The 26,784-nt window shown below is 71.4% G+C and carries 25 protein-coding genes and 1 pseudogene; 14 read left to right on the top strand and 12 right to left on the bottom strand.

The window, feature by feature from the left end:
* Positions 1–126: 126 nt before the first annotated feature.
* The 7 genes from serC to OG953_RS18840 form a co-directional block, all read right to left on the bottom strand.
* On the bottom strand, positions 127–1,245 hold the full coding sequence (gene serC, locus OG953_RS18870; protein ID WP_405685577.1) for a phosphoserine transaminase: 1,119 nt from the start codon (positions 1,243–1,245) through the stop codon (positions 127–129).
* Positions 1,246–1,341: 96 nt separating this feature from the next.
* Positions 1,342–2,550: a cytochrome P450 gene (locus OG953_RS18865; protein WP_405685575.1), complete on the bottom strand. Its 1,209-nt coding sequence runs from the start codon at positions 2,548–2,550 to the stop codon at positions 1,342–1,344.
* Positions 2,547–3,803: a cytochrome P450 gene (locus OG953_RS18860; protein WP_405685573.1), complete on the bottom strand. Its 1,257-nt coding sequence runs from the start codon at positions 3,801–3,803 to the stop codon at positions 2,547–2,549. The genes OG953_RS18865 and OG953_RS18860 overlap by 4 nt, the downstream gene beginning before the upstream one ends.
* The gene (locus OG953_RS18855) at positions 3,800–4,450 is read right to left on the bottom strand and encodes a GTP-binding protein (RefSeq protein WP_405685572.1); all 651 of its coding nucleotides are present in this window, start codon (positions 4,448–4,450) and stop codon (positions 3,800–3,802) included. Before OG953_RS18855 ends, OG953_RS18860 begins: the two co-directional genes overlap by 4 nt.
* A complete protein-coding gene (locus tag OG953_RS18850) occupies positions 4,431–4,793 on the bottom strand; it encodes a DUF742 domain-containing protein (protein WP_405685570.1) in 363 nt (120 codons plus the stop codon). Before OG953_RS18850 ends, OG953_RS18855 begins: the two co-directional genes overlap by 20 nt.
* Positions 4,790–5,236, bottom strand: a complete 447-nt coding sequence (locus OG953_RS18845; RefSeq protein ID WP_405685568.1) for a roadblock/LC7 domain-containing protein — start codon at positions 5,234–5,236, stop codon at positions 4,790–4,792. The genes OG953_RS18850 and OG953_RS18845 overlap by 4 nt, the downstream gene beginning before the upstream one ends.
* On the bottom strand, positions 5,233–6,714 hold the full coding sequence (locus tag OG953_RS18840) for a sensor histidine kinase (protein WP_405685566.1): 1,482 nt from the start codon (positions 6,712–6,714) through the stop codon (positions 5,233–5,235). The genes OG953_RS18845 and OG953_RS18840 overlap by 4 nt, the downstream gene beginning before the upstream one ends.
* A 292-nt stretch (positions 6,715–7,006) precedes the next feature.
* On the opposite strand from OG953_RS18840, the gene OG953_RS18835 reads away from it, so the two are divergent.
* Together OG953_RS18835 and OG953_RS18830 are read left to right on the top strand one after the other, a co-directional pair.
* Entirely contained in the window at positions 7,007–9,856 is a 2,850-nt protein-coding gene (locus OG953_RS18835) for an FAD-binding and (Fe-S)-binding domain-containing protein (protein WP_405685565.1), read from the top strand.
* Positions 9,857–10,210: 354 nt separating this feature from the next.
* On the top strand, positions 10,211–11,143 hold the full coding sequence (locus tag OG953_RS18830) for a MarR family transcriptional regulator (protein ID WP_405685563.1): 933 nt from the start codon (positions 10,211–10,213) through the stop codon (positions 11,141–11,143).
* 65 nt (positions 11,144–11,208) lie between these two features.
* Here OG953_RS18830 and OG953_RS18825 read toward each other — a convergent pair whose 3' ends face one another.
* A complete protein-coding gene (locus tag OG953_RS18825) occupies positions 11,209–11,421 on the bottom strand; it encodes a DUF397 domain-containing protein (protein WP_405685562.1) in 213 nt (70 codons plus the stop codon).
* The gene (locus tag OG953_RS18820) at positions 11,418–12,248 is read right to left on the bottom strand and encodes a helix-turn-helix transcriptional regulator (RefSeq protein ID WP_405685560.1); all 831 of its coding nucleotides are present in this window, start codon (positions 12,246–12,248) and stop codon (positions 11,418–11,420) included. Before OG953_RS18820 ends, OG953_RS18825 begins: the two co-directional genes overlap by 4 nt.
* Positions 12,249–12,387: 139 nt before the next feature.
* Between OG953_RS18820 and OG953_RS18815 the strand changes: the two genes are divergently transcribed.
* The 3 genes and pseudogenes from OG953_RS18815 to OG953_RS18805 form a co-directional block, all read left to right on the top strand.
* Complete coding sequence (locus OG953_RS18815) at positions 12,388–12,645, top strand: hypothetical protein (RefSeq protein ID WP_405685559.1); 258 nt, start codon at positions 12,388–12,390, stop codon at positions 12,643–12,645.
* Positions 12,642–12,893, top strand: coding sequence for a hypothetical protein (locus OG953_RS18810; RefSeq protein ID WP_405685558.1), 252 nt, complete (start codon positions 12,642–12,644; stop codon positions 12,891–12,893). The genes OG953_RS18815 and OG953_RS18810 overlap by 4 nt, the downstream gene beginning before the upstream one ends.
* Before the next feature lie 506 nt (positions 12,894–13,399).
* A pseudogene (locus tag OG953_RS18805) lies at positions 13,400–13,510 on the top strand (DUF6879 family protein); the annotation flags it as partial.
* Positions 13,511–13,560: 50 nt separating this feature from the next.
* On the opposite strand, the gene OG953_RS18800 reads toward OG953_RS18805, so the two are convergent.
* Positions 13,561–14,487, bottom strand: coding sequence for a LysR family transcriptional regulator (locus OG953_RS18800; RefSeq protein WP_405685557.1), 927 nt, complete (start codon positions 14,485–14,487; stop codon positions 13,561–13,563).
* Positions 14,488–14,637: 150 nt separating this feature from the next.
* Between OG953_RS18800 and OG953_RS18795 the strand changes: the two genes are divergently transcribed.
* The gene (locus tag OG953_RS18795; RefSeq protein ID WP_405685555.1) at positions 14,638–15,615 is read left to right on the top strand and encodes an EamA family transporter; all 978 of its coding nucleotides are present in this window, start codon (positions 14,638–14,640) and stop codon (positions 15,613–15,615) included.
* A gap of 82 nt (positions 15,616–15,697) precedes the next feature.
* Positions 15,698–16,126, top strand: a complete 429-nt coding sequence (locus tag OG953_RS18790) for a DUF3592 domain-containing protein (protein ID WP_405685553.1) — start codon at positions 15,698–15,700, stop codon at positions 16,124–16,126.
* A 36-nt stretch (positions 16,127–16,162) separates the two neighbouring features.
* Here the strand turns inward: OG953_RS18790 and OG953_RS18785 are convergent, their stop codons facing one another.
* Positions 16,163–16,684, bottom strand: a complete 522-nt coding sequence (locus OG953_RS18785) for a hypothetical protein (protein WP_405685551.1) — start codon at positions 16,682–16,684, stop codon at positions 16,163–16,165.
* A gap of 145 nt (positions 16,685–16,829) precedes the next feature.
* Between OG953_RS18785 and OG953_RS18780 the strand changes: the two genes are divergently transcribed.
* From OG953_RS18780 to OG953_RS18750, 7 genes are all read left to right on the top strand, one after another.
* Complete coding sequence (locus tag OG953_RS18780) at positions 16,830–17,624, top strand: TIGR03084 family metal-binding protein (protein ID WP_405685549.1); 795 nt, start codon at positions 16,830–16,832, stop codon at positions 17,622–17,624.
* A complete protein-coding gene (locus tag OG953_RS18775) occupies positions 17,621–19,336 on the top strand; it encodes an acyclic terpene utilization AtuA family protein (protein WP_405685548.1) in 1,716 nt (571 codons plus the stop codon). The genes OG953_RS18780 and OG953_RS18775 overlap by 4 nt, the downstream gene beginning before the upstream one ends.
* On the top strand, positions 19,333–20,931 hold the full coding sequence (locus OG953_RS18770) for an acyl-CoA carboxylase subunit beta (RefSeq protein ID WP_405685546.1): 1,599 nt from the start codon (positions 19,333–19,335) through the stop codon (positions 20,929–20,931). The genes OG953_RS18775 and OG953_RS18770 overlap by 4 nt, the downstream gene beginning before the upstream one ends.
* A gap of 8 nt (positions 20,932–20,939) precedes the next feature.
* Positions 20,940–22,886 (top strand): acetyl/propionyl/methylcrotonyl-CoA carboxylase subunit alpha, encoded by a 1,947-nt coding sequence (locus OG953_RS18765; RefSeq protein WP_405685545.1) that lies wholly within the window; start codon positions 20,940–20,942, stop codon positions 22,884–22,886.
* Complete coding sequence (locus tag OG953_RS18760; RefSeq protein WP_405685543.1) at positions 22,883–24,043, top strand: acyl-CoA dehydrogenase family protein; 1,161 nt, start codon at positions 22,883–22,885, stop codon at positions 24,041–24,043. The genes OG953_RS18765 and OG953_RS18760 overlap by 4 nt, the downstream gene beginning before the upstream one ends.
* A gap of 86 nt (positions 24,044–24,129) precedes the next feature.
* On the top strand, positions 24,130–24,876 hold the full coding sequence (locus tag OG953_RS18755) for an enoyl-CoA hydratase family protein (RefSeq protein WP_405685542.1): 747 nt from the start codon (positions 24,130–24,132) through the stop codon (positions 24,874–24,876).
* Positions 24,864–25,457: a TetR/AcrR family transcriptional regulator gene (locus OG953_RS18750; RefSeq protein WP_383070458.1), complete on the top strand. Its 594-nt coding sequence runs from the start codon at positions 24,864–24,866 to the stop codon at positions 25,455–25,457. The genes OG953_RS18755 and OG953_RS18750 overlap by 13 nt, the downstream gene beginning before the upstream one ends.
* 46 nt (positions 25,458–25,503) lie before the next feature.
* Here OG953_RS18750 and OG953_RS18745 read toward each other — a convergent pair whose 3' ends face one another.
* Positions 25,504–26,613: a citrate synthase 2 gene (locus OG953_RS18745; protein ID WP_405685541.1), complete on the bottom strand. Its 1,110-nt coding sequence runs from the start codon at positions 26,611–26,613 to the stop codon at positions 25,504–25,506.
* Positions 26,614–26,784 lie beyond the last annotated feature (171 nt).

Raw genomic sequence — 26,784 nt, 5'->3', positions numbered from 1 at the left:
CATCGTCGTAGGACGATCCGGCCGCCCGTGCCCGAACGGCATTCCGCCACCCGGCCGAGTGAACGACGAAGGGCCCCGCGCACCTGATGTGCGCGGGGCCCTCCGGATGCGTAACCCGCGTACCCGTTACAGCTTCTCGATCACGTAGTCGATGCAGGCCGTCAGCGCCTGGATGTCCGACGGGTCGATCGCCGGGAACATCGCCACGCGCAGCTGGTTGCGGCCCAGCTTGCGGTACGGCTCGGTGTCGACGATTCCGTTGGCGCGCAGCACCTTCGCGACGGCCGAGGCGTCGATCTCGTCCGCGAAGTCGATCGTGCCGATGACCTGCGAGCGCTTCGCCGGGTCGGTGACGAACGGGGTCGCGTACTTGGACTCCTCCGCCCAGCCGTACAGGTTCCGCGCCGAGGTGGCCGTGCGGCGGACCGAGAAGTCCAGGCCGCCCTGGGTGTTCAGCCAGTTCAGCTGCTCGTTCAGAAGGAACAGCGTGGCGAGCGCCGGGGTGTTGTACGTCTGGTTCTTCAGGGAGTTGTCGATCGCCGTCGGCAGCGAGAAGAACTCCGGGACGTGCCGGCCCGACGCGTGGATGCGCGCGGCGCGCTCCAGGGCCGCCGGGGAGAACACGCCGATCCAGAGGCCGCCGTCGGAGGCGAAGGACTTCTGCGGGGCGAAGTAGTACACGTCCGACTCGGTGATGTCGACCGGCAGGCCGCCCGCACCGGAGGTGGCGTCCACCAGGACCAGGGAGCCCTCGTCGGCGCCCGCGACGCGCTTGACCGGCGCGGCGACACCGGTCGAGGTCTCGTTGTGCGTGAGCGCGTAGACGTCGATGCCCGCCTCGGCCTGCGGGTCCGGGTGGGTGCCCGGGGCGGAGGCGATCACGGTCGGGTCGGCCAGCCACGGGGCGAGCTTGGCGGCCTTCGCGAACTTCGACGAGAACTCGCCGAAGTTGAGGTGCTGGGACTTCGTCTCGATGAGTCCGTGCGTCGCGATGTCCCAGAAGGCGGTGGAACCGCCGTTGCCCAGGATCACCTCGTAGCCCTCGGGGAGGGAGAAGAGGTCGCGCACGCCCTGACGCACCGCGCCGACCAGGTTCTTGACCGGGGCCTGACGGTGGGACGTACCGAGAAGAGACGTACCGGTGGCGGCCAGCGCGTCGAGCGCCTCCGTCCGCACCTTGGAAGGACCGGCGCCGAAGCGTCCGTCGGCGGGCTTGATGTCAGCGGGAATCTGGATATCGGCCACGAACCGGAGCGTAGTACCTCACGGACACGGTCGAGGACCGTGTCCGTCGGATGAGACGCCCGCTCCGGTCCGTGGACGGCGTGCGAGGAGGCCGGGTCAGCCCAGTTCGACCGGCAGGTCGTACAGGTCGTTCTGGGTGACGATCGGCTTGTTCCGCAGCTCGGACGCCGGGACGGCGAGCTCCAGTTCCGGGAACCGCTCGTACAGCGCGGGCAGCGCCACCCCCGCCTCCAGCCGGGACAGTGCCGCACCCGGGCAGACGTGCGGGCCGTGGCCGAACGCGATGTGGCGGTTGGGGGAGCGGGTGATGTCGAAGTCACCGGCCGTCGGCCCGTGCTGCGCCTCGTCGCGGCCCAGCGCACCGAAGGAGACGATCAGCGCCTCGCCCTTCGGCAGGACCTTGTCGCCCACCTCGACGTCCTGTGTGGCGAACCGGATCAGGACATGGGACGTGGGGGTGTTCCAGCGCAGGGTCTCCTCGATCGCGTTCTCCCACGGCACCTGCCCGCTCAGCACCTGCTTGCGCTGCTCGGGGTGCGTCTGGAGTGCGACGACCGCGTTCACGATCAGGCTGATCGTGGTCTCGTGACCGGCCGCGATGATCAGCTGGAGAGTGTTGACGATCTCCTCGTCGGTGAGGTGGTCACCGTCCTCGGAAGCCGCGATCAACGCGCTGGTGAGGTCGTCGCCCGGGTTCTCCCGCTTGGAGTCGACGATCTGCGTGAAGAGCGCGCCGAGGTCCGCCATCATCTGCGGGACCTCCTCCGGCGGCGTCTGCGTGGAGAAGAACTTCTCGAAGAGCTCCTTCAGCCGCGGGTGGTCCGCACTGTCCACGCCCATCAGCTCGCTGATCACGTTCATCGGCAGCGGGTACGCGAACTCCGCCTTCAGGTCGACCTTTCCGCCCCTGGGCAGTGCGGCCAACCGGTCCAGGCTCGCCGTGGTCAGTGCCTCGATGCCGGCCCGCAGCCGCTCCACCCGCTTCACGGTCAGCGCCTGCGCGACCAGGGTGCGCAGCCGGCGGTGGTCCGCGCCGTCGACCGTGAGCATGGAGCGGCCCGGGTTGGCGAGGCCGATCAACGGCCAGTCCATCGGTATTTCGCCGCGCTGCCAGGCGCCCCAGACGTTGATGTCCTTCACGATCCGGCTGTCGGTGAGCAGCTGCCGCGCCTCGGCGTGGTGGGTGACCGCGTAGCAGTGCACTCCGCCCGGCAGTTCCACCTCGGCGAGCGGGCCCGCCGCCCGCAGCCGGGCACTCTCGCCGTCGAGATCGGCGACGAAGGGGTCGAGGGCGATCCGGGTCATCTCTGGCCTCCAAGGGCGGGGGTGGGAGTGAAGGTCACCGGCAGGTCGGTCAGGCCCCGCAGCCACGGGGACGGGCGCCGGGTGAGCTGTTCGGCGGGAACGGCGAGGTCGATGTCCGGGAGCCGGTCGAGGAGCACCTCGATGCCGGTACGGGCGATGACCTCGGCGGTCTCCTGGGCCGGGAACGGGCAGCGGTGCTCGCCGTGGCCGAAGGAGAGGAACGCGTTGTTGCCGCCGGTCAGCGCGGAACCGTCGGTGCGGACCTGCGGGTCCGAGTTGGCGGCGGCGATGCCCAGCAGCAGCAGGTCGCCCGCCTGGATGTGGCGCCCGCCGAGGTGGGTGTCGCGCGACGCCCAGCGGCCCGCGACGTTCTGCGTCGGGGTGTCCTCCCAGAGCACCTCGTTCATGGCCTCGGCGACGCTGTGCCTACCGCCCGAGAGGGAGGCGGCGAACCGGTCGTCGGTGAGCATCAGCCGCAGCGAGTTACCCATCCAGTCGGCGGTCGGCTGGTGGCCCGCCGCCATCATGACCATGAGGTCCTGGGCGACCTCCTCGTCGGTGAAGCCGCCGGCGTCGGCGAGCATCCGGGTGGCGACGTCGTCACCGGGCTCGGCGTGTTTGTCGACCAGCAGCTGGATCATCGACGAGGCGAGGTGCTGCTGCCCGGCGAGGGCCCGCTCCCGGCCGTCGATCATGTCGTTGATCGAGCCCACGAGCGCGTGGCCGATGGCGTCGCTGAAGCCGTAGATCTTCGCCAGTACGAGGGCGGGGAGCAGCATCGCGTAGTCGGCGATGATGTCGGTTTCACCCTTGGTGCAGAACCCGTCGACGAGCGTGTCGGCGAACTCCTCCGCGTACCGCTTCAGCGCGAACGGGTCGACGGCCTCCAGCGCATCGCTGATCATTGCGGCGCGCTCGGTGTGCCGCGGGCCGACCGTGTAGAGGATCGACGGCTGCTTGCGGCCGATCATCGGCAGCAGCGGCCAGTCGTCGGGGATGCGTTCCCACTGGTTCCACAGGTCGGAGTCGCGGCTGAACAGCACCGGGTCGCCGGTGAGCTGGTGCAGTTCGCGGTAGCCGAGCACGAGCCAGGCGGGGATGTCGCCGTCGAGGACGACGGGCGCCACGGCCCCGTGGTCACGGCGCATCTCCCGGTACAGCCGGGTCGGTTCGGTCTGGAACCTGGGGCCGGAGAGCGGCGCGCGGCCCTGGGACACGGGGCAGCCGGAGGCCGGCGCCGGGGGCTGGGTCACGAGGTGGGCTCCGGGGTCTTCTCCGGCGTGATCTCCGGACGGGCGGCGGATGTGGCGGAGGCGTTGCCCTGCGACAGGGCATGCAGGTGCTCGACCAGCGTGATCAGTACGTACTTGCTGGACGAACGGTCCCGGGCGTCGCACTCCACCAGGGGTACGTCGTCCGAGAGGTCGAGCGCCTCCCGTATCTGCTGTTCGGTGTGGAGCGGGCCACCGAAGTCGTTGCACGCCACGATGAACGGTGTGCCGTGATGCTCCAGGCGGTCGATCGCGTACCAGGAATCGGCGAGCCTGCGGGTGTCGACGAGGACGACGGCACCGAGCGTGCCGGAGAACAGCCGGTCCCAGAGGAACCAGAACCGTTCCTGGCCGGGGGCGCCGAAGAGGTACAGCACCGAGCGTTCGTCGAGCGAGATCCGGCCGAAGTCGAACGCGACGGTCGTGGACGTCTTCGACTGCACACCGTCGAGATGGTCGACGGCCTCGCCCGCGCGGGTCATGGTCTCTTCCGTGTTCAGCGGACGGATCTCGCTGACGGAGCGGACCATGGTGGTCTTGCCGACACCGAAGCCGCCGACGACGACGATCTTCAGTCCGTTGTCGGCCGTCGCCTGCAGGGCGGCACGGTCAGAGCTTGCGGAGTCCAACGAGCACCTGTTCCAGGATGTCGGGGTCGGGGAGCCGGTCCGCGACACGGGCGGTACGGGGGTGACGGGCGCTGATCCGGCCGGTGTCCAGCAGATCGGACAGCATGATCCGGACGATGCTGACAGGCAGGCCGAGGCTCGCCGCGATCTCCACGACCGCGGTGGGCCGCGTGCACATCCGCAGGATCGTGACGTGCTCCGACTGCATGCCGGGGGCCGGCTCGCACTCGGAGACGACCAGCGTCACCAGGTCGAAAGCGTCCGAATCGGACCGGCTGCGGCCACCGGTGAGGGTGTACAGCCGGTCCGGGTCGTCATCCCGGCCGGGACGGGGGCGGGTCATACGTTCGCTGTCGCGTCGACGACCGCGGCGGCCTCGGGGGCCGAGGGGGAACGCGGCGGGGCGCTCAGGTGCTCGCCGAGCTGCTCGACGAGTTCGCTCATGTTGTGGCCGATGAAGCCGACGTCGGCGTCCTCCGAGGCGACGACCGCGAGATGGGCGCCGGCACCCGCCTCGACGATGAACAGCACACCGCCGTAGAACTCGGCCATCGCTGACCGTACGCCGCCGGTGCCGTCACCGAACTCGACGGACGCGCCGTGCGACAGGCTCTGGATACCGGCCGAGATCGCGGCCAGTTGGTCGGCCTGATCGACGGAGAGCTCGGGGGTACGGCACAGCTTGAGTCCGTCCCTGGACAGGACAAGGGCGTGGCGGGTGCCGGGGGTGCGCTCCAGGAGCCCCTCCAGCAGCCAGTTGAGCTTCTCGTCGGTGGTCGCGGTCATCGGGTGTTGCCTTCTTCCGGGTGCGGGGAGTTGGCCCGAACAGCCTGGCGGAAGCTGCTGAAGCGGGCTGCCTGTTCCTTGGGGTCGGCGGTACGGGGCCGGGGGGTTGCGGTGGCACCGCCCGCGTTTGTACGGGCCTCGGCGGCGGCGAGGGTGCGGCCGCGGGGGCGCTTGGGGAGCCCGCTCTCGCCGAACCGGGGGAGGTTGCCGGTGGTCTCGGACGCGGGGGAGTCAGAGGAGGCGGGGACGGCTTCCGTTGCCGAAGTGGCAGCCGTTTCGTGCGTGGGCTCCGGCTCGGGCCTCGACTCGGACGCCGGCTCGGATGTCGGCTGGGGCGTCGGCGTCGGCGTCGGCGTCGGCGCCGACTCCGGGACCGGGACCGGAACCGGGGTCCGGGTGAGGAGCTCCTGCGGGAGCATCATCAGGGCGCCCGTGCCGCCGCGCGCGGACGGCCGGAACGACACGGTCAGACCGTGCTTACGGGCCAGCCGGCCGACGACGGCGAGACCGAGCCGGGTGCCGGAAAGACCCGTCAGGTCCTGGGTGGTGGCCGACACCGCGCGCTCGGCGCGGCGCAGCTGCACATCGCTCATGACCAGGCCGCTGTCCTCGACGGTCAGGACGATACCGGCCGGCACCTCCTCGACGTACACATGGACCTCCGCCGTGGGCGGCGAGAAGTTGGCGGCGTTGTCGAGGAGCTCGGCGAGCGCGTGCATGACGCCCTCGGCGGCGTGGCCGGCGACCGCGACTTCGCTGGTCGAGTGGAGACGTACCCGCTGATAGCCGCTGATCCGGCCCATCGCGCCGCGCAGGATCGACTCCATCACGATCGGCTTCGCCCAGCGCCGTCCGGAGCGGGCGCCGGTCAGCACGGCGATGGAGTCGGCGAGCCGGCCCGCCTGGGCGGTGCGGTGGTCCAGATGGAGCAGATCGCCGAGCACGTCCTCGGCGGCGTGCCGGTGCTCCATCTCGCGCAGGTCGGCGAGCATGCTGGTGGCCAGGGCCTGCATCCGGCCCGCGGCATTGGCGCAGGCGGCGACCGCGGCGGAACGCTCGGTGTCGCTGCGGGCCGCGCGGGCGCCGAGCCGCTCGACGTCGGCGGTGAGCCGTTCGGTATCGGCGGCGGCCTGCGAGGCGATCCTCGCGGTCTCGGCCTCGGCGGCGGCCTTGATCCGGGCGGTCTCGGCGGTGAACCGCTGGCCCTCGGCCGCGGAGGCGGAGACGAGCCGACTGATCTCGCCGGTGAACCGCTGGGTCTCCGCCGCGAGACGGGCGCGCAACCGGTTCGCGGCGGCGCGGGCATGGACGGCGGTGGCCACGGCGGCGGAGAGCAGCACGGCGGCGGCGCCCGCCCCCCAGGCCGACGCGGTCCGTACCGAGTCGGGGGCGGCGACGACCGCCCACAGGCACAGGGATCCGGTGACGGCCAGCGAGATCAGCAGGGCCAGTGCGGTCGGCCGGGATGAGGGGCTCAAGTGCAGTCCTTGGGGGCGGACGGGGTAAACGGGACGGGCAGGGCAGGCGGGACCAACAGGTCTGATCGGGATAGTTCGGTACGGAAGGGGCGAACACGATAACTGGAGCTGATAATTCCAGGGCAAGTCGTGGTCACTATATGAGAATTGACGCTCTTTTTGGGAAGCGCTTGTGGCGTTTTCTGTCACGTATGTGACTACGCGTCCGACGTATTCCGACGTATTGACGTATTCGGGGGAATCGCGCGGGCGCGGGGCCGCCGAGTGACCGGATCAACGGCATCCTGGGTCCATGGCCGCACATCGCAAACCGTCGGGATCCGCCGCACTCGCACAGGCCCTGAACGCCGCGGTCCGTGGAGAGGTCGACTTCGGCCCCACCGCAAGGGCGTTGACGACGATGGACGCCTCCAACTACCGCCGCGTACCGCTCGGCGTCGTCACCCCGCGCGACGCCGACGACGTGGCCGCCGCGCTCGCCGTCTGCCGCTCACACTCCGTGCCCGTGGTCCCGCGCGGCGGCGGCACCTCCATCGCCGGTCAGGCCACCGGCACCGGCGTCGTCCTCGACCTCACCCGCCATATGCGGAAGATCGTCGAGCTGGACGCCGAATCCCGTACAGCGGTCGTCCAGCCGGGAGTGATCCTGGACGACCTGCGCACCGCCGCCGCCCCGCACGGCCTCACCTTCGGCCCCGACCCCTCCACGCACAGCCGCTGCACGCTGGGCGGCATGATCGGCAACAACTCCTGCGGCGCGCACTCGGTCGCGTGGGGCACCACTGCCGACAATGTGCGCGCCCTGACCGTGGCCCGCTACGGCGGCGACACGCTGCGTCTGGACCGGGCAGGGGAGGCCGAACCCCCCACCGGACTCTCCGGACTCCCCGAACTCATCGGCGAGAACCTCGCCCTCCTGCGCACCGGATTCCCCGAACTCCCGCGCCGTATCTCCGGATACGCCCTGGACGCACTCCTGCCCGAGCGCGGAACCGACCTCGTCCGTGCCTTCTGCGGCAGCGAGGGCACGCTCGGTGTGGTGACGGAGGCGACCGTACGACTGGTCGAGGCGCCGGCGGCCCGCGCGCTCGCCGTACTCGCATACGCCGACGAGTCCGCGGCCGCCGAAGCCGCCTGCGGTCTGCTCCCGTTCCACCCCCTGACCGTGGAGGGAATGGCCGCCGATCTCGTGCGGGAACCGGCCGGGCTGCCGCGCGGAGGTGCCTGGCTCTTCGTCGAGACCGGCGGCGCCACCCCGGCCGAGGCGCGTGCGCACGCCGGGCGCATCCTCCGTGCGGCCGAAGCGCCGGCCGGCCTGGTCGTCACCGACCCGGCCGGACAGCGTGCCCTGTGGCGCATCCGCGAGGACGCCGCCGGCACCGCCACACGGATGCCGGACGGCACGGAGGCCTGGCCCGGCTGGGAGGACTGCGCCGTACCGCCCGCCCGCCTCGGCCCGTACCTCCGCGACTTCCGTGCCCTGCTCGCCGCCCACGGGCTGCGCGGCACCCCGTACGGGCACTTCGGCGACGGCTGCATCCACGTCCGGATCGACTTCGACCTGCTGGACCCCGAGGGAGTGGTCCGCTTCCGCCGCTTCTCCGAGGAGCTGGCGGACCTGGTCGTCGCGCACGGCGGATCACTGAGCGGGGAACACGGCGACGGCCAGGCGCGGGCCGAACTGCTCCCACGGATGTACGGAGACGAACTGGTCGCCCTCTTCTCCCGGTTCAAGAACATCTGGGACCCGTACGGCGGCATGAACCCCGGCATCCTCACCCACCCCGCCCGGCTCGACGAGAACCTCCGCTTCGAGGTGCTGCCGAAGCGCCCGGTGGACGTCACGTTCGGTTACCCGCACGACGGCGGCGACTTCTCCGCGGCGGTACGCAGATGCGTGGGCGTCGCCAAATGCCGCACGGCGGAGCCCGCGGGCTCGGGCGTGATGTGCCCGTCGTTCCGGGCGACCGGCGAGGAGGCCCACTCCACCCGCGGCCGGGCCCGGCTGCTGCACGAGATGCTCGCGGGCGACGCGGGCGGGGTGATCACGGACGGCTGGCGCTCGACGGAGGTACGGGACGCGCTCGACCTCTGCCTGTCCTGCAAGGGCTGCCGCAGCGACTGCCCGGTGGGCGTCGACATGGCCACGTACAAGGCGGAGTTCCTGCACCACCACTACCGGCGGCGGCTGCGCCCGGCAGCCCACTACGCGATGGGACGGCTGCCGGTGTGGCTGCGCCTCGCGTCCCCCTTCGCGGGCCCGCTGAACGCGCTGGCCCGGGTCCGTCCCCTCGCCGCCCTCGCCAAGCGACTGGCGGGCGTCGCACCGGAGCGCGGCATTCCGGTCCTGGCGCGGGAGACGTTCACCCGGTGGCTTAACCGGCGCTGGGGCAAGGGCACGTTCATCTTCTCGAACGACGAGGTGGCCATGGTCTGGCCCGACACCTTCACCGAACACCTCTCGCCCGAGGTGGGCCGGGCGGCGGTACGGGTCCTGGAGGCGGCGGGCCGCCACGCGATCCCCGCCGGCCGAGGGCTGTGCTGCGGCCTCACCTACGTATCGACGGGCCAGCTGGACAAGGCCCGCAAGGTCATGCGCCGCACCCTGGACCGGTTGGGCGGCACACTCGGCGCCCCCCTGGTCGTCCTCGAACCGAGCTGCGCCGCCACCCTCCGCACGGACCTGCCCGAACTCCTCCACGACGACCCGAGGTCCGCCGAACTGGCCGCGTCGGTGAGAACACTGGCCCAGTACCTGGAGGAGTACGCCCCCGACTGGCAGCCACCCCGCCTGGACCGCCCGGTCACCGGCCAGACGCACTGCCACCAGCACGCGGTCCTGGGCGACGCGGCGGAACGCCGACTGCGCGAACGGGCCGGACTGATCGGCGAGTTGAGCGGTGGCTGCTGCGGCCTGGCCGGAAACTTCGGCTTCGAACGCGGCCACTGGGACGTATCGGCGGCCTGCGCGGAGGAGAGCCTGCTGCCCGCGGTGCGGGCGTCGGAACCGGGGACGGCCTTCCTGGCGGACGGCTTCTCCTGCCGGACCCAGCTGGAACAACTGGGCGGCGTACGGGCACGGCACTTGGCGGAACTGCTGGCGGAGGGCCTGCCGCCGGAATCGGGTACTTCCTGCGACTGAGGCGCGGGGCGGCCGGCGCCCGAGCTTCGGGAGCCGGGTTCCGAGCTTCGGGGAGGGCTTGTTCACTCTTTCGTGGGTACGAGGAGAGGACCGGGGCCGGGTCTTGAGCTTCGGGCTTCGGGGGTCGGGATCCGGACGTCGGGATTCGAGCGATGCCGTACAACCGGTAGGGAAATGAAGGTGGTTGGGAAAACCTCCCGCCCTCCCCGCCCCGTCACGGCCAGCAAGTATGACTAGTCGTGACCAACTTGCGGCGGCGAGTCGCGGCTGCTTACGGTGCCCAACGTAACGACCCCGACGCGGTGTTCTCAGCACCGGCCGGGGTCTGACCCCAAGATCGAAAAAGGCGATCCCGTGGCTGTTTCAAACCTTAGCCCTGCCCTGCGTGCGCCCGCATCCTCGCGCGCCCACCCGAAGGCCAAGCCCGGCTATGGAAAGCGATCCGTGCCGGAGCAACACGCGCCCTGCGAGAGCGATTTCGCGATGCTGCCCGAGCGTGAGCGGCACATCGCGGGCTACGTCGATGCGCTGTCCGAGGGTGCGGCGATGGACATCAAGTCGCTGGCCAGGAGCCAGCCGCTGTACGGGCAGATGGCCGTCGGCAGCGCTCTGCGGGCCCTGGGCGTGGCGGGACATCTGCGGCATGTGCGATGCCTGAGCGGCGAGGGCGACCAGGTCCGCTGGGTGACCCGCACCTTCTGGTCCCGCACCGCCCATGACAACGAGTGGTGGAACGCCTTCCTGGCCGCCGAGGAGCGCTACCCCGCGCCGCAGGAGCCCACAGAGGTCACCGGGGCAGACGTCCCGGACGAAGCACCCGAGCCCGAGCCCGTGTCCGTACCGGCACCGCCGCCCGTCATGGTGGTACCGCAGCAGCGCACCGTGGGGCAGGTGTCGGCGCTAGGCCATACGGTGGGGGACTCCTCTCCCGCCTTCGCCGCCCTGGCCCGCCTCGGCCGTACCGACTCCCGCCTGGCCCTCTCGGCGGCGGACTGTGCGGCACTGGAACAGGCGGCCGCCGAGTGGTTGGCACGCGGTGTGGACGCCGACTACCTGACGCACGCCCTCACCGCCGGGCTCCCCGCGTCCGTCGACTCGCCCTTCGGCTTCGTCCGCCGCCGCCTCCGCGACAAGCTCCCGCCCCGCCTGCCCGTCGCAACCCCGACCGCGCCGGGAACTCCCGCACGCCGCTTGATGGTCGAGTGCACCGAGTGCGGCGCCCCGGGCAGGCCCGAAGCGTTCCGCGACGGCCTGTGCAGGCCCTGCCGCGAACCCGACCCGGCCTGACGGCATGACAACGGCCCTCGCCGCGCGGCGAGGGCCGGTCATTCGGGGGCCAGTCGGGCAGTCGGTCACCCGTGGTGCTTGGCGAACTCCACGAGACCGGCGAACCCCGCATGCGTCAGGGCCAGGCGCGGGCCGTTCGGGTTCTTGCTGTCACGGATCAGGAACTCACCGGTCGCGCGCGCGTGGTCGGGGCACCATTCGATGCACTGCCCCCCATCGCCGCCGCTGTAGGTGCTCTTGACCCACCGCATGGGCTGAGGGTCGGGCGTGCTGCTCATGTGGCGTGATCCTCCATGATCTTGCGAATCAGGGTCAGTGATTCTTCCTCGGACAGTGCCGCCATACGAAGCCGGTCGAACACGCCGACGGCTGTCGCCACCACGCTAGAGGTGTCGTCCACCTGTCCGCCATGGGTGGGAGTCTCGGTGTAGACCGCGTGGGGTGCACCGTTCGACGAGAGCAGCGTAAACGGCAGGTGGCTGGGCGCGGCACCTGCCCCGTACGGCAGCACTTGGACCGTGACGTGGGGCGATGCCATCTGCGCGATCAGGTGTTCAAGTTGCCCGATCATGACGGAACGGCCACCGACGCATGTGCGCAGGACGGCTTCATGGATCACGACCCACAGGAGCGGTGGTTCGTCACGCTCTATGACGGCCTGCCGCCTGATGCGCAGCCCCACGCGTTCCTTGATTCGGTCCTCCGCCTCACGTGGGTGAGCGGCGCGGAAGACGGCCGTCGCGTACTCCGTGGTCTGCAACAGGCCCATGAGGAACGTGCACGAGTAGTCCGTGATCCCGCTCGCGGCCTCCTCAAGGGTGACGTACGGCACGAACCATTCAGGATGTCCCTGCTTGCTCAGCTTGGCGCGCAGGCGGGCGTACACGCCCGGCGTGCCGGCCACACGGTCCATGGCCTCCGCGAAGGCCTCCGACGCGAGCACGGCGCCGTTCTCGACCTTGCTGACCTGTGCCTGTCGGTAGTGCAGCTTGTCCGCGAACTGTTCCTGCGACAGCACCAGGGCTTCACGCAGCGCCTTGGTCTCCTCACCGAAGTACACGGCACCGTTCGCGGGCTCCCGTGCCTGGTCAGCCCCTTCGCTCACCTGTTCAACTCCACGGTATTCCGCCTGCGTTGGAATGGCTCCAGATCTATCGAGCGTACGTGGTCCGAAGCCATGGTGTGAGCAGGAAGTCACGCAGAGCAGCGGGGCCGAACGGTCAATGGCGTACGGAGTGGCAGACATGGCGACGACAGGCAACGGGTGGCAGGCAGCGGGGAACGGGATCGGGGACGCCGAGCGGGCGCGCGATGAACTGAGCGACGCGCTCAAGGCGGCGGGGGTGAAGCTGCCGTCCCTGTCCCTCGACGCCGTTTCCTGCGCCGGGACCGCCCCGCGCGTGCTGGTCGACCTGGGGCGCTGCAACGTGGCGACGGCCCACGCGCTCGCCGCCGCGCTCCGGCTCAGGGGCACCGGACACCGGCAGGAGGTGGCGCGGTGACCCGGCGGGTGTTCCGCTACGTTCCGTTCTCCGTCGAGCAGGACGCGACGGCGGAACCGGAGTACGAGGCCCGTTGTGTGTCCGGCGACGAAACCGAGTGCGGCGCGGAGTCCGGTACGTACAGCGACCCCGGACCGGTGGAGGAGTGGCAGCGCAGGCACTCGCAGGAGACGGGGCACCGACGCTATCGCCGGAACTTCGGCGACTACGCGGTGATGCGACCGTTGGCATACGGAGGTGCGTCGTGATGCTCGCCCCCGCTGCCGGACGGCCGTGGCGCGATGCGTGGCCGCTTGTCGCGCAGACCGACGACGGCAACCTGTGGGGAACGGGGGTCTGTTGGCTGTACTGCCGACGCGAGGACCTGCGCGTGCTGTGGGTCGGCTCCGTGAACACCCCCGGCGCGACGGGCGACGTGTACGCGTGCGGCCCGTGCCTGGTGGAACTCGACCGCATGTGCGGGCCCAGGCGCACGGACGGGACGGGGCCGGTGATCGCGCCACGCGGTCGGCGAGGCTCGCCGTGCCCCCTCACGCGCCCTCGGGCGAGCCCGGGACGGTGGTGTGCGAGCACCGGCGGACCGAGAATCGCCACGGCAAGACCTTCTGCCGAGCCTGCGAGCGACAGCTCTACCTGTGACGAGCCCGCTGGATGAACATCCGCGAAACGACGCTGGAAGGGCTCGACACCGCCGCCAGGATGCGGCCGCGCTCTGTGAGCTGACAAGGATGGCGCTCCCACTTGCTCCGGCCGGGTCGACTGGGACCTCGACGACCCATGGTGCGCCGGACGGCGCGATCAGTCCGCGCTCGGCAAGCGGTTCGAGCGCGTCCGCATTCTCGACGAGCCGCCCACCCCCGGGCAGCGCCTCGCCTGGGCGCAGCCGCTGGCTGACAGCCTCCGATCCACCCCGCCTCAGCCGCCGCCGTCCCACCCCACCACCTCGCGCGCCAGCGTGACCAGATTCGGCAGCGCGGGATGCCCCGGGACATCCCGCCGGGCGAGCAGTACGGGTACGGACGGGGCGTCGGTCAGCGGCCGGTAGGCGACACCGGAGTGCGGATGCATGTCTGCGGTGGACGCGGCGGAGACGCCGACGCCCCGGCCCGCTGCGATGGCGGTCAGCCAGTCGTCGGTGTTGGCGACGGTGAGAGTCGCGGTGGGCCGCGCGTCCGGCGGCCACAGGTCGATGGCCGTGGTACCCGAGACGGTGTTGAGGACGACGGTCTCGCCCACCAGGTCGGTGAGGCGGAGCGCCGCGCGGTCCGCGAGCGGGCCGTCCGCCGCGACCGCCGCCACCCGGTCCTCCTCGAACAGCACCTCGGTGACGAGGCCGGGTGCCTCGACGGGCCCCCGCAGCAACGCCGCATCGACCTCGCCGCGAGTGAGCCCGGCGGTGCGGTCGTCGATCCGCAGCAGTTCGAGCGGGGTCTGCGGATACAGCTCCTGCCAGCGGCGCAGCAGCGGTGTGGTGTACGGGCCGAACGCCGACCAGGCGTGCCCGAGCCGCAGCGGCCAGTGGCGCAGCCCGCCGGAGTCGAGCGCCTCGTCGAACGCGGCGACCGCGGCGGCGGCCTTGTCCCGGAAGGCGACGCCTTCGGGGGTGAGAACGAGATGGTGGGTGGACCGGTCGACGAGCCGGATGCCGAGGTGCTCCTCCAGGGCGGCGAGGGTGCGGGAGACCGCGGGCTGGGTGAGGCGGAGGCGGGCGGCGGCGCGGGTGACGTTGCCCTCGTCGGCGATGGCGAGGAAGGCGCGCAGATGGCGGACCTCGATACCGCGGCCGGAACTCCGGCCCGCATGGCTCTCGGTGCGGCCGTCACCGCTGCGTCCAAGGCTCATGCGCGGGAAGCATAACGGGAGCCCAGCAGACATTTCACGTGCCACGCGGAGGTACCTAACGTAAGAGGAGGTACCGCACGTCGACAGTGCAGTATTTTCAACCAAGTAGTGCATTGAAATGCACTGCAGGACTCGGGAGGAACACCGCAGGTGAACGACCAGCGCAGTGCAGCAGGGACAGCGGTCACGGAGCAGGCCGCAGCCGTCGCCGTACCGGAGGCGGTGTCCGCCCTGGGTGGGGTGGCGGGCCCTGCGCGTCCCAAGGGCCGAAGGGCGGCGCTCGCCCCGGTCGCGCTGGTGGTCGCGGGTGGCCTCTCCGTCCAGTTCGGCTCCGCCGTCGCGGTCCTGCTGATGCCGCGGGCCGGTGCGCTCGGGGTCGTCACCCTGCGCCTGGCCGTCGCCGCGCTCGTGCTGCTGATCGTCTGCCGCCCGAAGCTGCGCGGCTACTCGCGCGCCGACTGGGGCACGGTCCTCGCGTTCGGGTTGGCCATGTGCGGCATGAACACGCTCTTCTACCAGGCCGCCGACCGCATCCCGCTGGGCGCGGCCGTCACCCTGGAGGTGCTGGGCCCGCTCGCCCTCTCGGTGTTCGCCTCCCGCCGCCTGATCAACGTGGTCTGGGCCGGACTCGCGCTGGGCGGCGTCGTGCTGCTCAGCGGCGGTGGCCTCGACCGTCTCGATCCGGTCGGCGCCGCGTACGCCCTGGGCGCCGGTGCCATGTGGGCGACGTACATCGTCTTCAGTGCCCGCACCGGCCGCCGCTTCCCGCAGGCGGACGGCCTGGCCCTCGCCATGGTCGTGGCCGCGCTGCTCTCGCTGCCCCTCGGCATCATCGAGTCGGGCTCGAAGCTGCTGGTCCCCTCCACGCTGGGGCTGGGCGCGGCGGTGGCTCTGCTGAGCTCGGTGCTTCCGTACACCCTCGAACTCATGGCGCTGCGCCGCCTGCCCGCGCCCACCTTCGCGATCCTGATGAGCCTGGAACCGGCGATCGCGGCCGCGGCCGGATTCCTGATCCTGGACCAGGCCCTGACGACCACCGACGCACTGGCGATCGCCCTCGTCATCGGGGCGAGCATGGGCGCGGTACGGAGCCAGACGCGGCGTGCGAAGCCCCGGGAACGCACCTGACATCCTGGGCGGGCCCTTGTCGGCCCGCCCCCGCGCAAGGGATCATGGCGGCCCGTCACGCGAGATCCCGCCGGGGGAGCCCATGGTCATCGCCGCCGTCTATTTCGTCATCGCCGTGGGTGCGGCCGTGATGGCCGGGAGGAACCTGGACCGTCACCTCCAGGGCCCCCGGCTCCGGGCCGCCTGGGCCGACGGGCTCACTGCCGAGGCCCAGTGCGTCTCCCTGCGCACCGAGGAGGTCCAGAACCCCGAGGGAGGCCCCGCCGTGTACACCCACCCCACCCTGGAGTTCCGCACGGACGACGGGCACACCGTCAGCTTCGAGGAGCGCCAGTCGCGCCTCACCCCGGCCGAAGGCGACTTCGTGACCGTCTACTACAGCGCCGCGAACCCGAAGGACGCGACCACCCGCGCCCCGTCCTTCGGAATGCGCCACGCCAGGACCCTGATCACCGGGGCGGGCAGCTTCTTCGCCCTGGTCACGGCGGTCGTCATCGCCCTCGTCCCCTGAGTGCGGCCCGGCACCGCCCGACCGCCGGGGCGCCGCTCATCCGGGGTTGACGGTGTCGAAGTACAAGTTGTCCGTCGCCGCGTCGAGGAAGAACCGTCCCTCCGTCAGGCCGTCCAACGGGCCGGGGCCCAGGAGCAGCGCGTCGTAGGAGGCGCTGGTCATCCACCGCGCGTGCGCGGGCAGGAACGAGGCCAGTACGTCCGGCACCCCGTGCGGCGCGGCCGGCCCGAAGGCGTGTGCCGGGTCCGCCACGGTCCGGGCCGCGGTCCCGGCGGGCAGCCGGGCCACACCCACCACCCGGTAGCGCGGGTCCGGGCTCGGCAGATACGTACGGCCCTTCGCGTCCCGGTCGTACGCCAGCCAGTGCGCCCCGCTCAGCCGCCCCGCCTCGCCGAATCTGCGCCGCAACGGGGCGACGTCCGTCCGTACCCGCTCGCGGTCCGGCACGGGGCCGTCGTCGGTGGACGCGTACACCGTCCCCCCGACTGCGGCCGCCGCCACGGCGCCGATGCCCAGCGACAGCCAGGCACGCCGGCTCGGCCCCCTCGAACGCTCCATGTGCGCAGCCCCCGCGATGTGTTGTCGGTGGCGGTGAGCGTAACGTCGCGCGGCCCGGTCAGAAAATAATGCAAGCATGCTTGCTTGTTTATTGGTCCGCTGCCATGCTCCTGGGCACACCGCCACGCCCCGAGGGGAGCGCACCGTGCCCGATGTCGCAGCCGTGATCGACGATCTGTGCGACGAGAGCGATGAACTCGACGCACTGGTACGGGGGTTGAGCGCCGAGCAGTGGGCCGCCGCGACCCCCGCCCCCGGCTGGAGCGTCGCGCATCAGATCGCCCATCTCACCTGGACCGATGAGGTCGCGCTGCTCGCCGCCACCGACGCCGAGGCCTTCGCGGGGGAGGTGGCCAGGGCCATGGAGGCGCCCGACTCCTTCGTCGACCGAGGCGCCGAGGAGATCGCCGTACTGGCCCCGGAGGCGCTGCTCGCGAGGTGGCGCGGCGGGCGGAAGCGGCTGGAGGCGGTTTTGCGGGAGGCCCCGGCCGGTGCCCGGATTCCCTGGTACGGGCCGCCGATGAGCGTCGCGTCCATGGCGACCGCCCGGATCATGGAGAGCTGGGCGCACGGCCAGGACATCGCCGACGTCCTCGGGGTCACCAGGGCCCCCACCGCCCGGCTGCGGCACGTCGCCCGGATCGGGGTGCGGGCCCGCGACTACGCCTACCTGGTACGGGGGATCAAGGCGCCCGAGGAGGAGTTCCGGGTCGAACTCCTCGGGCCGGACGGTGAGTTGATCGCCTTCGGGGCGGCGGACGCACCGCAGCGCGTCACCGGGCCGCTCGTCGACTTCTGCCTCCTCGTCACCCAGCGCGCCCACCGCGACGACCTCGCCGTCCGGGCGGTCGGCCCCGACGCCGACCAGTGGCTCGGCATCGCCCAGGCGTTCGCCGGACCCGCCGGACCGGGCCGCGCACCCCGGGGAGAAGGCAAGTGACCGTACCGCTGCGGATCGGCAACGCCTCCGGGTTCTACGGCGACCGCTTCGACGCGATGCGCGAGATGCTCACCGGCGGGCCGCTCGACGTCCTCACCGGGGACTACCTGGCCGAGTTGACCATGCTCATCCTCGGCCGGAGCAGGCTCAAGGACCCGACGCGCGGCTACGCCACCACCTTCCTGCGGCAACTCGAAGAGGGGCTCGGGCTCGCCCACGAGCGCGGGGTGAAGATCGTCGCCAACGCGGGCGGCCTCAACCCGGCCGGACTGGCTGACGCCGTACGGGAGTTGGCGGCGAAGGTCGGCGTCCCGGTGCGCGTCGCCCATGTGGAGGGCGACAGCCTCCCCGTACCCGAGGGCTTCCTCACCGCCAACGCCTACCTCGGCGGCGCGGGGATCGCCGCCTGCCTCACCGCGGGCGCCGATGTCGTCGTCACCGGACGGGTCACCGACGCCGCCCTCGTCACCGGGCCCGCCGCCGCCCACTTCGGCTGGGGGCCCGACGACCACGACGCGCTCGCCGGGGCCGTCGTCGCCGGACACGTACTGGAGTGCGGAACCCAGGCCACCGGGGGGAACTACTCGTTCTTCCGGGGCCATGACGTGCGTCGGCCCGGCTTCCCCGTCGCCGAGATCCATGCCGACGGGTCGTCCGTCATCACCAAGCACGACGGCACGGGCGGCGTCGTCGACATCGGCACCGTCACCGCGCAACTGCTGTACGAGACCGGCGGCGCCCGGTACGCCGGACCGGACGTCACCGCCCGGCTCGACACCGTACGGCTGGACCAGGACGGACCCGACCGGGTCAGGATTACCGGAGTGCGCGGCGAGGCCCCGCCGCCCACCCTCAAGGTCGGGCTGAACCGGCTCGGCGGTTGGCGCAACGAGGTCGTCCTCGTGCTCACCGGCCTCGACATCGAGGCCAAGGCCCACCTGGTGCGGGAGCAGTTCGCGGACGCGCTCGCCCGCTCCGGCGCCGAACCCGACGAGGTGCGGTGGGAGCTGTCCCGGACCGACCAGGCCGACGCCGCCACCGAGGAGAGCGCGAGCGCCCTGCTCCGGCTCGTGGTCCGCGACCGGGAGCAGGAGACCGTGGGGCGTGCGGTCTCCGGCGCGGCGATCGAGCTGGCCCTGGGCAGCTACCCCGGCTTCCACGTCACCGCCCCGCCCGGCAAGGGCGCCCCGTACGGGGTGTTCGAGGCCCGGTACGTACCGGCCGGTGAGGTCCCGCACATCGCCGTGCTCCCCGACGGACGGCGGGAGAGCCTGGCACCTCCCGCGACGACACAACCACTCCGGGACGCCGACGAGCCGCCGCTGCCCGAACCCCTGCCGGACCCCGGGCCCACCCGGTCCGCCCCGCTCGGTCGGATCGCGGGCGCCCGCAGCGGTGACAAGGGCGGGGACGCCAACGTGGGGGTGTGGGCCGTCGGTGACGACGCCTGGCGGTGGCTGGCCCATGAGCTGACCGTCGAACGGTTCCAGGAACTGCTTCCGGAGACCGCCGACCTCACCGTCGTACGCCATGTCCTGCCGAACCTACGCGCCCTGAACTTCGTCGTGCACGGGCTGCTCGGCGAGGGCGTCGCCGCCCGGCACCGGTTCGATCCGCAGGCCAAGGCGGTGGGGGAGTGGCTGCGGTCCCGGCGCCTGCCCATTCCCGTAGCGCTCCTGGAAGCCGTCCACGCACCGGAGGTGAACGCATGACTGTCCTGCCCACCGGGCTCGACACCACGAGCCCCGAATACGCCGCGAACCGTGCGGCCATGCTCGCGAAAATCGACGAGCTGGCCGACGAGCACACCAAGGCGCAGGCGGGCGGCGGTGAGAAGTACATCGAGCGGCACCGCTCGCGCGGCAAGCTCCTGGCCCGGGAGCGGATCGAGCTGCTGATCGACGAGGACACCCCGTTCCTGGAGCTTTCGCCGCTCGCCGCCTGGGGGAGCGACTATGCGGTCGGCGCCTCGCTCGTCACCGGGATCGGAGTGGTGTCGGGCGTGGAGTGCCTGATCACGGCCAACGATCCGACCGTACGCGGTGGCGCCTCCAACCCCTGGACCCTGAAGAAGGCCCTGCGGGCGAACGAGATCGCCTTCGCCAACCGGCTGCCCTGCATCAGCCTCGTCGAGTCCGGGGGCGCCGACCTCCCGTCGCAGAAGGAGATCTTCATTCCGGGCGGGGCGCTGTTCCGCGACCTCACCCGGCTGTCTGCGGCCGGCATCCCGACCGTGGCCGTCGTCTTCGGGAACTCGACCGCCGGTGGGGCATACGTCCCCGGCATGTCCGACCACACCGTCATGATCAAGGAACGGTCCAAGGTCTTCCTCGGCGGACCGCCCCTGGTGAAGATGGCGACCGGCGAGGAGAGCGACGACGAATCGCTCGGCGGCGCCGAGATGCACGCCCGCACCTCCGGGCTCGCCGACCACTTCGCCGTCGACGAGCAGGACGCGCTGCGCCAGGCCCGCCGGATCGTGGCCCGCCTCAACTGGCGCAAGGCGCACGCGGATCCGGGACCGGCCGAACCGCCGAAGTACGACGAGGACGAGCTGATCGGCATCGTGCCCGGCGATCTGAAGGTGCCCTTCGACCCGCGCGAGGTCATCGCCCGGCTCGTCGACGGCTCCGACTTCGACGCGTTCAAGCCGCTGTACGGGACCAGTCTGGTGACCGGGTGGGCCACGCTCCACGGCTATCCCGTCGGCATCCTCGCCAATGCGCAGGGTGTGCTGTTCAGCGAGGAGTCGCAGAAGGCCGCCCAGTTCATCCAGCTCGCCAACCAGCGCGACATTCCGCTGATCTTCCTGCACAACACCACCGGCTACATGGTCGGCAAGGAGTACGAGCAGGGCGGCATCATCAAGCACGGCGCGATGATGATCAACGCGGTGTCGAACTCCAAGGTCCCGCATCTGTCCGTGCTGATGGGTGCCTCGTACGGGGCCGGGCACTACGGCATGTGCGGACGGGCGTACGACCCGCGCTTCCTCTTCGCCTGGCCCAGCAGCAAGTCCGCCGTCATGGGGCCGCAGCAGCTCGCCGGGGTGCTGTCGATCGTCGCCCGCGCCTCCGCCGCCGCCAAGGGGCGGCCGTATGACGACGAGGCGGACGCCGGGCTGCGCGCCATGGTCGAGCAGCAGATCGAGTCCGAGTCGCTGCCGATGTTCCTCTCCGGGCGGCTGTACGACGACGGAGTCATCGACCCGCGCGACACCAGGACCGTCCTCGGGATGTGCCTGTCCGCGATCCACACCGCCCCGGTCGAAGGCGCCCGCGGCGGCTTCGGAATCTTCCGGATGTGAGGCCACAGATGATCTCCACACTGCTCGTTGCCAACCGGGGCGAGATCGCCTGCCGGATCTTCCGCACATGCCGTGCGCTGGGCATCGCCACCGTCGCCGTGTACTCCGACGCGGACGCCGACGCATTGCACGTACGGGAGGCGGACACCGCCGTACGGCTGCCGGGTGCCGCCCCGTCCGACACCTATCTGCGCGGTGACCTCGTCGTACGCGCCGCGCTCGCGGCGGGCGCCGACGCCGTCCACCCCGGATACGGCTTCCTCTCCGAGAACGCCGGATTCGCCCGGGCCGTGCAGGACGCCGGTCTCGTCTGGGTGGGGCCGCCGGTCAAGGCCATCGAGCTGATGGCGTCCAAGACCCGCGCCAAGGAGCTGATGGCCGCCGCCGGGGTGCCGCTGCTCGCGCCCGTCGACACGGAGAAGGTCACCGCCGACGACCTTCCGCTGCTGCTGAAGGCGGCGGCGGGCGGCGGTGGGCGCGGCATGCGGATCGTCCGCGAACCGGACGATCTGCCGGGCGAGTTGACGGCCGCCTCCGCCGAGGCCGCTGCCGCCTTCGGGGACGGCGAGGTCTTCGCGGAGCCGTACGTGGAGCGCGGCCGGCACGTCGAGGTCCAGGTCATGGCCGACGAGCACGGCGGGGTCTGGGCGCTCGGCACCCGGGACTGCTCGCTCCAACGACGCCACCAGAAGGTCGTCGAGGAGGCCCCCGCACCCGGCCTCGACGACGCGCTGCGGACCCGGCTGCACGATGCCGCCGTGGCCGCCGCCCGCGCCGTCGGCTACCGGGGCGCGGGCACCGTCGAGTTCCTCCTCGCGGCCGACGGACGGCCGTACTTCCTGGAGATGAACACCCGCCTCCAGGTCGAACACCCCGTCACCGAAGCCGTCTTCGGGCTCGACCTCGTCGCCCTGCAACTGCGCATCGCGGAAGGCGAACCGCTGCCCGCCACCGCGCCCCCCGAGCCGCACGGCCACGCCGTCGAGGCCCGCCTCTACGCCGAGGACCCCGCCCGAGACTGGCAGCCGCAGACCGGAGCACTGCACACGCTGGAAATGCCGGACGAACCCGGACTGCGCCTCGACACCGGATACACCGGCGGCGACACCATCGGCGTGCACTACGACCCGATGCTCGCCAAGGTCATCGCCCACGCCCCCACCCGGGGCGAAGCCGTGCGCCTCCTCGCCCGCGCCCTGGAACGCGCCCGCATCCACGGCCCGATCACCAACCGCGACCTGCTCGTACGGTCCCTGCGCCACCCCGACTTCCGCGCCGCCCGCCTCGACACCGGCTTCTACGACCGTAACCTGGACGCCCTCACCCCCGCCCCGGACGAGGCGGACCACCGCACCGCCGCCCTGGCCGCCGCCCTCGCCGACGCCGCCACCCGGCACCACGGCCCCGGCCCCGCCCGCTTCGGCGCCTGGCGCAACATCTCCTCGCAACCCCAGGTCAAGCGCTACCGCACCGAACCCGACGGCACCGAACACCAGGCCGCCTACCGCACCACACGCACCGGCCCCGTCCCCGAAACCGGAGAACGGGTCATCGCCGCCCGCACCGACCACGTCACCCTCGAAGTCGGCCCCGTCACCCGCCACTTCGCCATCGCCGTCCACCGGGACAAGGTGTACGTGGACACCGCCACCGGCTCGTACGCCTTCACCGCCCTGCCCCGCTTCACCGACCCCACCGACCGGACCGCCCCCGGCTCCCTGCTCGCCCCCATGCCCGGCACCGTCGTCCGCATCGCGGACGGTCTCGGGGCCGGGGCGACGGTCGAAGCCGGGCAGCCACTGATCTGGCTGGAGGCGATGAAGATGGAACACCGCATCCTCGCCCCCGCCTCCGGCACCCTCACCGCACTGCATGCCGCCCCCGGCCTCCAGGTGGAGGTCGGCGCCCTGCTCGCCGTCGTCACCGAACCCGCAGACCCTGAGGAGAACGCATGAGTACCGTCCTCGAAACCGAAGAGCACCAGGCCCTGCGCGCAGCCGTCGCCGCCCTCGGAAAGCGCTACGGGCGGGACTACATGACCTCCGTCGTACGCGACGGAGCCCACCCGCGCGAACTGTGGACCGAAGCCGCCAAACTCGGCTACCTCGGCGTGAACCTCCCCGAGGAGTACGGCGGCGGAGGCAGCGGAATGGCCGAACTCTCCATCGTTCTGGAGGAGTTGGGCGCGGCCGGCAGTCCACTCCTCATGATGGTCGTCTCCCCGGCCATCTGCGGCACCGTCATCGCCCGCTTCGGCACCGAAACCCAGAAGCGGCAGTGGCTCCCCGGCCTCGCCGACGGCAGCCTCACCATGGCCTTCGGCATCACCGAACCCGACGCGGGCTCCAACTCCCACCGCATCACCACCACCGCCCGCAAGGAGGGCGAGGACTGGCTGCTCACCGGGCGCAAGGTCTTCGTCTCCGGCGTCGACATCGCCGACGCCACCCTCATCGTCGGCCGCACCGAGGACGCCAGGTCCGGCAGGCTCAAGCCCTGCCTCTTCATCGTCCCGCGCGACGCACCCGGCTTCCGGCGCTCGCAGATCGACATGGAACTCCACGCCCCGGAGAAGCAGTTCGAGCTGGTCCTCGACGACGTACGGCTGCCCGCCGACGCCCTCGTGGGCGATGAGGACGCCGGACTGCTCCAGCTCTTCGCCGGGCTCAACCCCGAACGCATCATGACCGCCGCATTCGGCATCGGCATGGGCCGCTACGCACTCGCCCGCGCCGTCGAGTACGCGAAGACCCGCCAGGTGTGGAAGGAACCCATCGGCTCCCACCAGGCCATCGCCCACCCCCTCGCCCAGGCCCACATCGAACTGGAACTGGCCCGGCTGATGATGCAGAAGGCCGCCCGGCTGTACGACGAAGGCGACGACATCGGTGCCGGCGAGGCCGCCAACATGGCGAAGTACGCGGCCGGCGAAGCCTGCGTCACAGCCGTCGACCAGGCCGTGCACACCCTCGGCGGCAACGGCCTCACCCGCGAATACGGCCTCGCGTCCCTGATCACCGCGGCCCGCGTCGCCCGGATCGCACCCGTCAGCCGGGAAATGATCCTGAACTACGTGTCCCACCAGTCCCTGGGCCTCCCCAAGTCGTACTGACGCAGGACATTCCGCCTCTCCACGCCGCAGCTGCCCACCGCGGCTCCCGCCGCGTCCGAGAAGTCCTGCGAGAAGGAGACCGACACATGACGCCGCTCGCCGAACCCACCCACGACCGGGGCATCACCACCCTCACCCTCGACTCACCGGCCAACCGCAACGCACTCTCCGCGCACCTGGTCGGCGAGCTCTCCACCGCCCTGGACGCGTGCGCCGCCGACGACACCGTACGAGCCGTCGTCCTCACCCACACCGGCAACACGTTCTGCGCGGGCGCCGACCTCACCGGACCGCCCGACCCGGCAGCCTTCGTCGCCCTGATGCGGCAGATCGTCGCACTGCCCAAGCCCGTCGTCGCCCGGGTCACGGGGCACGTCCGGGCGGGCGGCCTCGGACTGCTCAGCGCCTGCGACATCTCCGTGGCCGGCCCCGGCGCCTCGTTCGCCCTCACCGAATCCCGGCTCGGCCTCGCCCCCGCCGTCATCTCCATGCCACTGCTGCCCCGCACCGACCCACGAGCCGCCGCCCGCTACTACCTCACCGGCGAACGCTTCGACGCGACCGAAGCGGCCCGCATCTCCTTGATCACGATCGCCGTCGGGTCCACCGAGGACATCGACAAGGCACTCGTACCCGTACTGGACGGACTGCGCAGGGCCTCACCGCAGGGGCTGGCAGCATCGAAGGAGCTGGTCACAGCTACTGTGCTGAAGAGTTTCGACCAGTACGCCGAAGACCTCATCGCCCGCTCGGCAGCACTCTTCGCCTCCGCCGAGGCACGGGAAGGGATGACGGCCTTCCTCGAACGACGGGACCCCGCATGGGTGTTGTGACGCCCTCCACCGACAGGACCCCCAAGCAGGACCGCAGCCGTGCCACCCGCCGGCGACTCCTCGAAGCCGCGGTCGCCTGCCTCGCCGAACACGGCTGGGCAGGCTCCACAGTCTCCGTCGTCGCCGAACGCGCAGGCGTCTCGCGCGGCGCCGCCCAGCACCACTTCCCGACCCGCGAGGACCTGTTCACCGCAGCCGTCGAATACGTTGCCGAGGAACGCTCCGCCGCCCTGCGCGCCCTGCCCGTCCAGGGCCGCACGGCCGTCGTCGCCGCCCTCGTCGACCTCTACACAGGCCCGCTCTTCCGCGCCGCACTCCAGCTCTGGGTCGCCGCGTCCAACGAGGAACAACTCCGCCCCCGCGTCACCGAACTCGAAGCCCGGGTCGGCCGCGAGACCCACCGCATCGCCGTCGAACTCCTCACCGCCGACGAAACCAGGCCCGGCGTACGCGAAACCGTCCAGGGTCTCCTCGACATGGCCCGCGGCCTGGGCCTGGCCAACGTACTCACCGACGACACCGCCCGGCGTCAGAGGGTCGTGGCACAGTGGGCGGCACTGCTGGACGACGCCCTGGACTGAGCCGGGGCCGACAGGGCCTGCCGGCCCAGGACCTCACACCACGGGTTCAGTTCCCCAGATCCGTGATCTGCGCGTACCCCTCGATCTCCCGGGGATCACGCGACCCCGGCCCGACATACCTCGCCGACGGCCGCACCAGCCGCCCCGTCCGCTTCTGCTCCAGAATGTGCGCCGACCAGCCCGCCGTACGCGCACACGTGAACATCGACGTGAACATGTGCGCCGGAACCTCCGCGAAGTCCAGCATGATCGCCGCCCAGAACTCCACGTTCGTCGCCAGCACCCGGTCCGGGCGACGCGCGTGCAACTCCTCCAACGCGGCCTTCTCCAGCGCCTGCGCCACCTCGAACCGCGGCGCGCCCAGCTCCTTCGCCGTACGCCGCAACACGCGTGCCCGCGGGTCCTCCGCCCGGTAGACCCGGTGCCCGAAGCCCATCAGCCGCTCACCCTTGTCCAGGGCCTTCTTCACATACGCGGTGGCATCCCCGGTCCGCTCGATCTCCTCGATCATGCCGAGGACCCGGGACGGCGCACCACCGTGCAGCGGCCCCGACATCGCACCCACCGCGCCCGAAAGCGCCGCCGCCACATCGGCGCCGGTCGACGCGATGACCCGGGCGGTGAACGTGGAGGCGTTCATGCCGTGCTCGGCGGCCGACGTCCAGTACGCGTCGACGGCCTTGACGTGCTTGGGGTCCGGTTCACCGCGCCAGCGGATCATGAACCGCTCGACCACGGACTGCGCCTTGTCGATCTCGCTCTGCGGAACCATCGGCAGCCCCTGCCCGCGCGCCGACTGGGCGACGTACGACAACGCCATCACCGCGGCCCGCGCCAGATCGTTGCGCGCCGTCTCCTCGTCGATGTCGAGCAGCGGCTTCAGGCCCCACACAGGAGCGAGCATCGCCAGCGCGGACTGCACATCGACCCGGATGTCCCCGGAGTGCACCGGGATCGGGAACGGCTCGGCCGGCGGCAGCCCCGGCTTGAACGCCCCGTCGACCAGCAGACCCCAGACATTTCCGAACGACACATGGCCGACGAGATCCTCGATGTCGACACCGCGGTAACGGAGCGAACCGCCTTCCTTGTCCGGTTCGGCGATCTCCGTCTCGAACGCGATGACTCCCTCTAGTCCCGGTACGAAGTCGGACATGGCGGCTCCCTCGGTCGGCGGCTGTACGGAGGCCACAGTGGCCTGCCCCAAGATATTGGCGGGTTCCCACGACGCGGGGAAGCGTGACATCCGGCACAGCTTCCCGATTCACCGGTGACGGATTGATGCCCCTCCTTGCCGGGCAGACTCGGCCGCTGCGGCAGGATGACC

Source organism: Streptomyces sp. NBC_00057, from assembly GCF_045041165.1.
GTDB lineage: Bacteria > Actinomycetota > Actinomycetes > Streptomycetales > Streptomycetaceae > Streptomyces.
Note: the sequence above shows the minus strand (reverse complement) of the source record. Positions and strands in the feature narration are given on the sequence as shown.